8 protein-coding genes are annotated in these 10572 nt (G+C 74.6%); 6 read left to right on the top strand and 2 right to left on the bottom strand.

The features are described 5' to 3' along the window. Positions 1-251: 251 nt before the first annotated feature. Complete coding sequence (locus GCU69_RS02055) at positions 252-1769, bottom strand: type III PLP-dependent enzyme domain-containing protein (protein WP_156204958.1); 1518 nt, start codon at positions 1767-1769, stop codon at positions 252-254. 91 nt (positions 1770-1860) lie between these two features. On the opposite strand from GCU69_RS02055, the gene hutU reads away from it, so the two are divergent. The 4 genes from hutU to hutI all read left to right on the top strand — a co-directional run bounded on the left by hutU (position 1861) and on the right by hutI (position 7683). After that, positions 1861-3519: a urocanate hydratase gene (gene hutU, locus GCU69_RS02050; protein ID WP_156204957.1), complete on the top strand. Its 1659-nt coding sequence runs from the start codon at positions 1861-1863 to the stop codon at positions 3517-3519. Between the two features lie 59 nt (positions 3520-3578). Continuing rightward, positions 3579-4823 carry an allantoate amidohydrolase gene (locus tag GCU69_RS02045; protein WP_156204959.1) on the top strand — a complete coding sequence of 415 codons (1245 nt, stop codon included), beginning with the start codon at positions 3579-3581 and terminating at the stop codon, positions 4821-4823. Then, positions 4814-6166, top strand: a complete 1353-nt coding sequence (locus GCU69_RS02040) for a formimidoylglutamate deiminase (protein WP_156204956.1) — start codon at positions 4814-4816, stop codon at positions 6164-6166. The genes GCU69_RS02045 and GCU69_RS02040 overlap by 10 nt, the downstream gene beginning before the upstream one ends. A 305-nt stretch (positions 6167-6471) precedes the next feature. Then, on the top strand, positions 6472-7683 hold the full coding sequence (gene hutI, locus GCU69_RS02035) for an imidazolonepropionase (protein ID WP_098752226.1): 1212 nt from the start codon (positions 6472-6474) through the stop codon (positions 7681-7683). A 344-nt stretch (positions 7684-8027) separates the two neighbouring features. On the opposite strand, the gene GCU69_RS02030 is transcribed toward hutI, so the two are convergent. Continuing rightward, positions 8028-8975, bottom strand: coding sequence for an RNA polymerase sigma factor SigF (locus GCU69_RS02030; RefSeq protein WP_176604502.1), 948 nt, complete (start codon positions 8973-8975; stop codon positions 8028-8030). Between the two features lie 240 nt (positions 8976-9215). Here GCU69_RS02030 and GCU69_RS02025 point away from each other — a divergent pair, with 240 nt between their 5' ends. Together GCU69_RS02025 and GCU69_RS02020 are read left to right on the top strand one after the other, a co-directional pair. Next, a complete protein-coding gene (locus GCU69_RS02025) occupies positions 9216-9596 on the top strand; it encodes an STAS domain-containing protein (protein WP_098752225.1) in 381 nt (126 codons plus the stop codon). Positions 9597-9766: 170 nt separating this feature from the next. Then, positions 9767-10255: an ATP-binding protein gene (locus tag GCU69_RS02020; RefSeq protein WP_098752224.1), complete on the top strand. Its 489-nt coding sequence runs from the start codon at positions 9767-9769 to the stop codon at positions 10253-10255. Positions 10256-10572 lie beyond the last annotated feature (317 nt).

Below are 10572 nucleotides of genomic sequence, written 5' to 3'. Positions count from 1 at the left end.
CCCCTCGGCAGCGGGTTGCCGACCGCCGCGCGACCGCCCCGTCCCCTCGGCAGCGGGTTGCCGGGGGGCGGCTGGTCGCCCCGTCCCCTCGGCAGCGGGTCGCGGGGGCAGCCGGTCACCCCGCCACCCCGTCACCCCGCCACCTCGTCACCGGGTCAGCAGGTGCGCCGGTCGCCGCGTCACCGGGGCGTCACAGCGCCGCCTCGCCGCCTCGCCGCCTCGCCGCGGTCACCGGGTCAGCAGGTGGCCGGTCACCGCGTCAGCGCGTCCCGCTGGGCCCCGCCGCTCTCCGCCACGATCTCCTCCACGGACTGCGCGGGCCGCACCAGAGCGAAGCGCACGCCCCCGGGGGCGCCGGGATCCGTGCTGAATCCGTGCACGGCGGGCCGCGGCAGGCTGTTGTAGGCGAAGTGGTTGGAGAAGTAGTACGCGCCGGTGTCGAGCAGCGCCGCCAGATCGCCCGCCTCGAACAGCGGCAGCGGCCGCTTCTGCGCCACCAGGTCGCCCGCGAAGCAGCAGGGCCCGGCCACGTCCTGGTCGACGCACGGCCCGCTCTTCGGGCGGCCCTTCGGGTCGAAGGCCGTCACCCGGATGGGCCAGGACCCGGGCGCGAAGACCGTACGGGTCGCGAGCTGTGCCCCGGCGTGCGTGACCGCGATCGGGCGGTCCCCGGCCGTCTTGGCGTACTCCACCCGGGCCAGCACCGTGCCGTGCTTGGCGAGCAGCGACCGGCCGAACTCGGTGACCAGCCCGTAGCGCCCGTCGAACAGCCCGGGGACGGCGTCCCGCAGCGCCAGCGCGTACTCCCGGTGGGTGGGGCTCTCCTCGTCCGAGGCGAAGTTGACCGGCAGCCCGCCGCCGATGTCGAGGGTGTCGATCTGCTGCCGCCCGGCCGCGGTGTTGATCTCCTCGGCCAGTTCGTACGCCGCCCGGACACCCGCCGCCATCAGGTCGAGCGGGACGCCCTGGGAGCCGGTGTGCGTGTGCAGCCGGGTCAGCCACGGCCGGTCCAGGAACGCGCGGACCACCCAGTCGCGCGCGCCCTCGTCGCGCAGCGCCACGCCGAACTTGGAGGTGGCCGTCGCCGTGCTCAGTGCCTCGATGGTGCCGCCGCCCACCTGGGGGTTGATCCGCAGCCCGACCGGCGCGGACGGGGTGGCGCCGGGGCCGCCGACGAGGGTGTCGACGCGCGCCAGTTCCTGCGGGTTGTCGGCGTTGACCGCGATGCCCAGCGAGAGGGCCTCACGCAGCTCCTCGACCGACTTGGCCGGGGAGTCGAGCACGGTGTGCGAGGCGGGCACGCCCGCGGCGCGGGCCAGCGCCAGCTCGCCGGGGCTCGCGACCTCGCAGCCCAGGCCCTCGTCCGCGAGCAGCCGCAGCACGGGCACCAGCGACGCGGCCTTGACCGCGAAGGCGTTCAGCACCGGTGTGCCGGGCGCGGTGACCTCCTCGAAGGCCGCGCGCAGCCCGGCGGCCGAGGCCCGGATGCCGGCCACGTCCAACAAGCCGACGACCGGGTCGGCCGGCCCGATCAGCCCCTGTTCCACCGCCGCCCGTACGGCCCGCTCGCGGCGGGCGGCGGCGAGCGCGGCCGCACCACCGTCGGGGGCGCCGTCGTCCGGGGTGCCGCCGTCCGGGGTGCCCTTTTTCTCCGCCGTGCGCCCGGCCCGCGCCGTGTCCCCGCCCTCCGGCACCCGTCCGCCGCCCGGCGTGCCGTCGCCGGGGCCGCCGGGTGCCCGTCCGTGTCGCTCGTCGTCCGTCGCGCTCATGAGGCCACTCCACCACACCGGCCTTGTTGACTATCTCTATTCATCCATCGAGCATATGAATGAATCAATCCATTCGCAGCAGGAGGCAGCGATGTCGGGACCGCGACCGGTGCGCGCACCGCGGGGTACGGAGCTGAGTGCCCGGGGCTGGCAGCAGGAGGCCGCGCTGCGGATGCTGCAGAACAACCTCGATCCCGAGGTCGCCGAGCACCCGGACGAGCTGGTCGTCTACGGCGGCACCGGCAAGGCCGCCCGCGACTGGAAGTCGTTCGACGCCATGGTCCGCACGCTGCGGGGGCTGAAACAGGACGAGACGATGCTCGTGCAGTCCGGCCGCCCGGTGGGCGTGCTGCGGACCCACGAATGGGCGCCGCGCGTCCTGATCGCCAACTCCAACCTCGTCGGCGACTGGGCCACCTGGGAGGAGTTCCGCAGGCTGGAGGCGCTCGGCCTGACCATGTACGGCCAGATGACGGCCGGTTCCTGGATCTACATCGGCACCCAGGGCATTCTCCAGGGCACGTACGAGACCTTCGCCGCCGTCGCCGCCAAGCGGTTCGGCGGCAGCCTCGCCGGAACCATCACCCTCACCGCGGGCCTCGGCGGCATGGGCGGCGCGCAGCCGCTCGCGGTCACGCTCAACGACGGCGTCGCGATCTGCGTCGACTGCGACCCGCGCGCCATCGAGCGCCGCATCGGGCACCGCTATCTCGACGTGCGCGCCGACTCCCTCGACCACGCGCTGCGACTCGCCCGCGAGGCCCGGGACGCGCGCCGCCCGCTGTCCGTCGGCGTCCTCGGCAACGCCGCCGACGTCGTACCGGAACTGCTCGCCAAGGGCGCGCCGATCGACATCGTCACGGACCAGACCAGCGCCCACGACCCTCTCGCGTATCTGCCCAGCGGGGTCGACTTCGCCGACATGGCCGCGTACGCCGCGGAGAAGCCCGCCGACTTCACCGCCCGGGCCCGCGAGTCCATGGCCCGGCACGTCGAGGCCATGGTCGGCTTCATGGACGCGGGCGCCGAGGTCTTCGACTACGGCAACTCGATCCGCGGCGAGGCCAGGACCGCGGGCTACGACCGCGCGTTCGCCTTCCCCGGCTTCGTCCCCGCCTACATCCGGCCGCTGTTCGCCGAGGGCAAGGGGCCGTTCCGCTGGGCGGCGCTGTCCGGTGACCCGAAGGACATCGCGGCCACCGACCGCGCCGTCCTCGACCTCTTCCCGGAGAACGAGTCCCTCGCCCGCTGGATCCGCCTCGCCGGCGAACGCGTCCACTACCAGGGCCTGCCCGCCCGCATCTGCTGGCTCGGCTACGGGGAGCGGGACCGGGCGGGGGAGCGGTTCAACGACATGGTCGCCTCCGGCGAGCTGGCCGCCCCGCTCGCGATCGGCCGCGACCACCTCGACTGCGGCTCGGTCGCCTCCCCGTACCGGGAAACCGAGGGCATGCTCGACGGCTCCGACGCCATCGCCGACTGGCCGCTGCTCAACGCCATGGTCAACGTCGCCTCCGGCGCCTCCTGGGTGTCGCTCCACCACGGCGGCGGCGTCGGCATGGGCCGCTCGATCCACGCCGGGCAGGTCACGGTCGCCGACGGCACGCCGCTCGCGGGCGAGAAGATCCGCCGGGTACTGACGAACGACCCGGGGACGGGCGTCATCCGGCACGTGGACGCCGGTTACGACCGCGCCGAAGAGGTCGCGGCGGAGCGCGGGGTGCGCATCCCGATGCGGGAGGAGTCGTGAACGCCGGCGCCGGTACGGACAGCCCCGCGGGACGCGTGCCCGCACCGGACTTCTCCGGGATGTGGCGCGACCTCGCCCGCATCGGCCGGCACCCCGGCACCGGCGGCTACCGGCGCTACGCCTGGACCGCCGCCGACGCCGACTGCCGCGCCTGGTTCGCGGAGCAGGCCCGGCACCGCGGCCTCGGCTACGAGGCCGACCGCAACGGCAACCAGTGGGCCTGGCTCGGCGACCCCGCGGCCGGGGACGCCGTCGTCACCGGCTCGCACCTGGACTCCGTACCGGACGGCGGGGCGTTCGACGGCCCGCTCGGCGTCGTCTCCGCCTTCGCCGCCCTCGACGAACTGCGGGCGCGCGGAGCCCGGCCGCGCCGCCCGCTCGCCGTCGTCAACTTCGGCGACGAGGAGGGCGCCCGCTTCGGACTCTCCTGCGTCGGCTCCCGGCTCACCGCCGGACAGCTCGCCCCCGACGCCGCCCGCGGGCTCCGCGACGCGGACGGCGTCACGCTCGCCCGCGCCATGGAACGGGCGGGCCACGACCCCGAGGCCATCGGCCCCGACCCGGAGCGGCTCGCGCGGATCGGCGCCTTCGTCGAACTGCACATCGAACAGGGCCGGAACCTCGCGCTGCACGGCACCCCCCGGGGATCCGGCAGCGGTCCCGGCCGGTCCGGCGGCCGCGCCGCCGCGGGCACCCCCGTCGGCGTCGCCTCCGCCATCTGGCCGCACGGACGCTGGCGGTTCGACTTCCACGGCGAGGCCAACCACGCGGGCACCACCGCCCTCGCCGACCGCCGCGACCCGATGCTCACCTACGCCTCGACCGTCCTGGCCGCCCGCGAACAGGCCCGGCTCACCGGCGCACTCGCCACCTTCGGCAAGGTCACCGTCGAGCCGGGCGGGGTCAACGCCATCGCCTCCCTGGTCCGCGGCTGGCTCGACTCCCGCGCCCCCGACGAGCCGGCCCTCGCGACCGTCGTCAGCGCGGTCGAACGCGCCGCGGCGGAGAGCGGCGAGCGGGACGGCGTGGGCGTCCGGGTGACCCGGGAGTCGTTCACCCCCGTCGTGGAGTTCGAGCACGCACTGCGTGACGACCTCGCGAAGATGCTGGGCGGCGCACCCGTTCTGCCCACCGGTGCCGGCCACGACGCGGGCATCCTGTCCGGGGCGGTCCCGGCCGCCATGATGTTCGTACGGAACCCCACCGGCGTCTCGCACTCCCCGGCCGAGCAGGCCGCCGAGGACGACTGCCTCGCCGGGGTCACCGCACTCGCCGACGTACTGGAAGGAATGGCGTGCCACTGACGTACTGGGCGGAGCACGCCTGGCTCAACGGAATCGTGGAGCCGGGCGTCGCCATCGAGGTCGGCGGGGACGGCCTGATCGCCGCCGTCACCACCGGGACGGCCGCGCCGCCCCCCGGCGCAGAGCCGCTGCGCGGGCTGACCCTCCCCGGCCTGGCCAACGCCCATTCGCACGCCTTCCACCGGGCCCTGCGCGGCACGGTCCAGATCGGCTCCGGCACCTTCTGGACCTGGCGCGAGGTCATGTACCGCTACGCGTCCCGGCTCACCCCGGACACGTACCACGCGCTGGCCCGCGCCGTGTACGCCGAGATGGCGCTGGCCGGTGTCACCTGTGTCGGCGAGTTCCACTACCTGCACCACGCGCCCGGCGGCGGGCGCTACGCCGAGCCCAACGCCATGGGCGAGGCCCTGATCGCCGCCGCCGGTGACGCGGGCATCCGCATCACCCTGCTCGACACGGCGTACCTCGCCGCAGGCTTCGGCACCGGCCGGCGGTACCGGCCCCCGGAACACCACCAGCTCCGCTTCAGCGACGGCACGGCCGACGCCTGGGCCGAACGGGCGTCCGCCCGGGTGCCCTCGGCGCACGCCCGGCTCGGCGCCGCGATCCACTCCGTGCGCGCCGTACCGGCGGAGGCGCTGCCCGTCGTCGCGGGATGGGCACGCGAGCGCGGGGCCCCGCTGCACGTACACCTGTCCGAGCAGACCGCCGAGAACGACGCGTGCCGGCGCGCGCACGGCGGCACCCCCACCCGGCTGCTCGCCGACCACGGCGTCCTCGGCCGGGGCACCACGGCCGTCCACGCCACCCATCTGACGTCCGGTGACATCCGGCTGCTCGGCGACAGCGCGACCGGTGTCTGCATGTGCCCCACCACGGAACGCGACCTCGCCGACGGCATCGGCCCCGCGGGGCAGCTCCACACCGCGGGCAGCGCACTCTGCCTCGGCAGCGACAGCCACGCCGTCATCGACCTGCTCGAAGAGGCCCGCGCCATGGAGCTGAACGAGCGGCTGCGCACCCGGACCCGGGGCCACTGGACCGCCGCCCAGCTGCTGCGCGCCGCGAGCGCCGACGGGCACGCCGCGCTGGGCTGGCCGGAGGCGGGCCGTATCGAGACGGGAGCGCTCGCCGATTTCACGACCGTCGCGCTGGACTCCGTGCGCACCGCGGGGCCGCTGCCCCGGCTGGGCGCCGAGACCGCGGTGTTCGCCGCGACCGGCGCGGACATACGCCACACGGTCGTCGCCGGACGGCACATCGTCCGCGACGGCGGGCACCGGAACGTCGAGGACGTCCCGGCCGCCCTGACCAAGGCCGTCGCGGCCCTGGGCGACTGAGGCGCCGGTCCGCACCGCACCGCCGGTCCGCACCGTGCCGCGGGCATTCCGCGATACGTCGGGCCACCGCGCGACACGCCGCGGCACCCGGCGACACGCCGCGGCACCCCGCGGCACGCGCGGACCGGCCGGTCCCCGGCAGCCTGTGCCGTACCGGCCGGCGACCGCCCGTCCCCGTACAGGACGGGCGGCAGCCCCACCCGTACGCGCCGCGCGGCAGCCCGTTCCGGCCGCGCCGCGCGGCGACCCGTCCCGCACGCGATCCGCCAACCCGCCCCCCGCCCCCGCACCCGAGGAGAAGCGTCATGGCGCGCCCGACCGGCAGCACCGGCACGAGCACCGGCACCCGCGGCAGCACCGCCGTGGTCAACATCGGCTCACTCGTCACCAACGACGCCGGACACGGCGAAGGGCCGCTCGGCCTGCTCCGGGACGCCGCCGTGGTGTTCGACGGCGGGCGGGTGGCCTGGACCGGACCGGCCCACCAGGCCCCCGCCGCCGACGAGCAGTTCGACGCTGCGGGCCGCGCCGCGCTCCCCGGCTTCGTCGACTCGCACTCCCATCTGGTCTTCGGCGGCGACCGCACTGAGGAGTTCAACGCCCGCATGTCCGGGCGCCCGTACTCCGCCGGAGGCATCCGCACCACCGTCGCCGCCACCCGCGCCGCCGGCGACGCCGAACTCCACGCGAACGTCGCCCGCTACGTCGCCGAAGCCCTCCGCCAGGGCACCACCACCATCGAGACCAAGTCCGGTTACGGCCTCACGGTGGACGACGAGGAGCGCGCCCTGCGCATCGCCGGCGCCCACACGGACGAGGTCACCTTCCTGGGCGCGCACATCGTCCCGCCCGAGCACGCCGGCGACCCCGCGGAGTACGTCCGGCTCGTCACCGGGCCGATGCTCGACGCCTGCGCCCCGCACGCCCGGTGGATCGACGTCTTCTGCGAGGAGGGCGCGTTCGACGGCGACCAGGCCCGCGCGATCCTCACCGCCGGAGCGGCCCGCGGACTGGTGCCCCGGGTGCACGCCAACCAGTTGTCGTACGGCCCCGGGGTGCGGCTCGCGGTCGAACTCGGGGCCGCCTCGGCCGACCACTGCACGCGTCTCACCGACGCCGACGTCGACGCGCTCGCCCAGGGCGGCACGGTCGCCACGCTGCTCCCCGGCGCGGAGTTCTCCACGCGCGCCGAATGGCCGGACGCGCGCCGGCTGCTCGACGCCGGCGCCACGGTGGCGCTGTCCACGGACTGCAACCCCGGCTCGTCGTTCACCAGCTCGATGCCGTTCTGCGTCGCGCTGGCCGTACGGGACATGGGGATGACGCCGGACGAGGCGGTGTGGGCGGCCACGGCGGGCGGCGCGGCGGCGCTGCGGCGCACGGACGTGGGACACCTCACACCGGGCGCGCGCGCCGACCTCACGCTGCTGGACGCGCCCTCGGCCGTCCACCTCGCGTACCGGCCGGGCGTCCCGCTGGTCTCCGCGGTCTGGCGGCAGGGCGCACGCGTGGTCTGAGCGGCGCCGGGCACGGGGAGCCCCGTGCCGCGCGCACCGGCCGTGCCGCGCGCACCGGCCCGCGCACGCGCCGAGGAGCCCCGTACACGCCGAGGCCGTGGACGCCGAGGAGGCCCCGCAGACGCCGAGGGCTCCCGCAGGCACCGAGGGCCCCGTACACACGGAGGCCCCCCGCGCACCCGGAGGGCCCGTGGACACCGGAGGTCCCTCGCTGCACGCCGAGGGGCCCGCCGCCCGGCTCTTCGGCCGGGACACGGGCCCCTACGGCACCGGGACCGCCGGGCGGTCCCGCCGGACGGCCGCGCGGCTGTCCGGCGGGACTGCCGCGGCGGTGTCCTCAATCCTCACTCCTCGATCAGCAGACCCTTGCGCAGCCGGGTCAGCGTCCGCGACAGCAGCCGGGAGACGTGCATCTGCGAGATGCCCAGCTCCTCGCCGATCTCGGACTGCGTCATGTTGGCCACGAACCTGAGCGAGAGGATCTTCCGGTCGCGCGACGGAAGCTCCGCGATCAGAGGCTTCAGGGACTCGACGTACTCGATGCCCTCGAGTCCGTGGTCCTCGTAGCCGATGCGGTCGGCCAGCGCGCCCTCGGTGTCGTCCTCCTCGGGCTGGGCGTCCAGCGAGCTGGCGGTGTACGCGTTGCTCGCGGCCATGCCCTCGACGACCTCTTCGGTGCTGATGTCCAGCCGCTCGGCCAGCTCGCTCACCGTGGGCGCCCGGTCCAGCGCCTGCGCGAGCTCGTCCCCGGCCTTGGCCAGGTCGAGGCGCAGCTCCTGGAGCCGGCGGGGGACGCGCACCGACCAGCTGGTGTCGCGGAAGAACCGCTTGATCTCGCCGACGATCGTCGGCATCGCGAAGGTCGGGAACTCGACGCCCCTGCTGAGCTCGAAGCGGTCGATCGCCTTCAGCAGGCCGATGGTGCCGACCTGGACGATGTCCTCCATCGGTTCGCTGCGGGAGCGGAACCGGGAGGCCGCGAACTTCACCAGGGCGAGGTTCAGCTCGACCAGTGTGCTGCGGACGTACGCGTGCTCGTGCGTACCTTCCTCAAGACCCTCCAGACGCGAGAACAGCGTCTTGGACAGGGCACGGGCGTCCAGCGGCCCCACCTCGTCGGAGGGCGGGATCTCCAGCTTCGGGAGGACATCTGTGGTGAAGACGTCCTCGACCGGGCCGACGAGCTCCTCCTCGAACCCTTCGAGTGGGATTGTCGACGTCGCGAGCGGTGCGCTCTCCGCGTTCTCCGGGAGCTCGGGCGCCGTGCGCGGTTCGTCGAGCTGGGGTGACATGGAATTTCCTCCGTCGTTCTCGGCATATGGCTGCCGGAGCCGATGTGAGTCCTGCGGTGTTCGGCGCCTCCAAAGCCGGCCGTGGCGGATGTGTCTCTTCTAGCCCTACCCGGTTCCGTGCTGCCAAAGCAAGGGCATGTTGTCCGTATTCGTTACTTTTGGTGGGATCTCCGGCTACCAGTCGACGTATCCAAGGCGTAGTCTTCGGACTGCCGTCGCAATTAACCAGAAGGGGTGCGCATGGACCGCGAGATGGTCGGCAGTACCAGCAGGGGCCGGCTCCATGTCGAGGTTCGCCATCACGGCGCCAGCGCGGTCGTGACGCCGGTGGGCGAGCTCGACCATCACACGGCGGAGGTGCTGCGGGAGCCGCTGGAGGCATGTGTCGAGCAGGGGTGCCCCCGCCTCGTCGTCGACTGCTCCGGGCTGGAGTTCTGCGACTCCACCGGGCTCAACGTGCTGCTCGGCGCCCGTCTGAAGGCCGAGGCCTCGGGTGGTGGTGTGCATCTGACCGGCATGCTTCCCGTGGTGGCGAGGGTGTTCGAGATCACGGGCGCGGACGCGGTCTTCACCGTGCACGGCTCGGTCGAGGAGGCTCTGGCCGATTCTCCGGCCGAGTGAGGTGCACGACGGCGTGCACCCTCCGTGTCCGAGTTGTTACGCGCGTTGCGGAATCCATCATGAACGAGTGGGTGTTCTCATGGAGTCGTCGGGCAGGAGACAGCTGAATCAGATGGAACTGTCGGGTAACCGGAACTTGACTGTCGGCGGATCGGTGAGGTGAAGCGCTGATGAGCACCACTCGGCCGTTCTCGCCGGGCGACCGCGGGCCGGAGTCGGGCGGATCGGCGTCGGCCGCGCTCTCCCGGTTCGGCCAGGTGCGCAGGCTGCGCCTGCAAGGAGCCAGCGGCATCGTGCCGGCCGCCCGTGATTTCACCCGCCAGGCGTTGCACGACTGGGGTTGGTTGCCCGCGGCGACGGGAGAGCAGCGGGCCGCCGCCGAGGACGTGCTGCTGGTCGTCTCCGAGCTGGTCACGAACGCGTGTCTGCACGCGGAGGGCCCCGAGGAGCTGCGGATCGGCTGCGCGCCGGACGCGCTGCGGCTGGAGGTCTCGGACCGCGGTGACGGCGCTCCCGCCCCGCGCACGCCGCACAACGCGGGGCGCCCCGGCGGGCACGGCATGTTCATCGTCCAGCGGCTCTGCCGGGAATGGGGCGTCGTACGGAATCCCGACGGCGCCGGGAAGACCGTGTGGGCGGAGCTGGCCTCCCCCGGCTGACTCCCGGACCCCCGCACCCGAGCCGTCCCCTCTCGCGCACGCCGGAACCGGCGTGCGCTTCGTCGTACCCGGACGTCCGACGCCGGGCGCTGAACGCCGGACGTCCGACGCCCGACGCCGGGCTCCCGGCGCGGGGGACGGGCACGGGGAACGGGCACGGGAGCGGGCACGCAGGGCGGCGCGCCGTGCCGGGGCGCCGTCCCGTTGGGCGGCCGGTCCTCCGCCGGAAACGCGACGCCGCCCGGTCGCGGCGGGAAACCGCGACCGGGCGGCGGAAGCCGGTCCTGAAACGTGGCCGGCGGGCCGGAGGCCCCTGG

It is taken from the genome of Streptomyces lycii (assembly GCF_009735685.1).
GTDB lineage: Bacteria > Actinomycetota > Actinomycetes > Streptomycetales > Streptomycetaceae > Streptomyces > Streptomyces lycii.
This window is presented reverse-complemented; position numbering and strand designations above follow the sequence as displayed.

Excerpts from the sequence above, each read along its gene's own strand:
- GCU69_RS02055 (WP_156204958.1), bottom strand. The coding sequence starts at position 1,769 with ATGAGCGCGACGGACGACGAGCGACACGGACGGGCACCCGGCGGCCCC.
- hutU (WP_156204957.1), top strand. The coding sequence starts at position 1,861 with ATGTCGGGACCGCGACCGGTGCGCGCACCGCGGGGTACGGAGCTGAGT.
- GCU69_RS02045 (WP_156204959.1), top strand. The coding sequence starts at position 3,579 with ATGTGGCGCGACCTCGCCCGCATCGGCCGGCACCCCGGCACCGGCGGC.
- hutI (WP_098752226.1), top strand. The coding sequence starts at position 6,472 with ATGGCGCGCCCGACCGGCAGCACCGGCACGAGCACCGGCACCCGCGGC.
- GCU69_RS02030 (WP_176604502.1), bottom strand. The coding sequence starts at position 8,975 with ATGTCACCCCAGCTCGACGAACCGCGCACGGCGCCCGAGCTCCCGGAG.
- GCU69_RS02025 (WP_098752225.1), top strand. The coding sequence starts at position 9,216 with ATGGACCGCGAGATGGTCGGCAGTACCAGCAGGGGCCGGCTCCATGTC.
- GCU69_RS02020 (WP_098752224.1), top strand. The coding sequence starts at position 9,767 with ATGAGCACCACTCGGCCGTTCTCGCCGGGCGACCGCGGGCCGGAGTCG.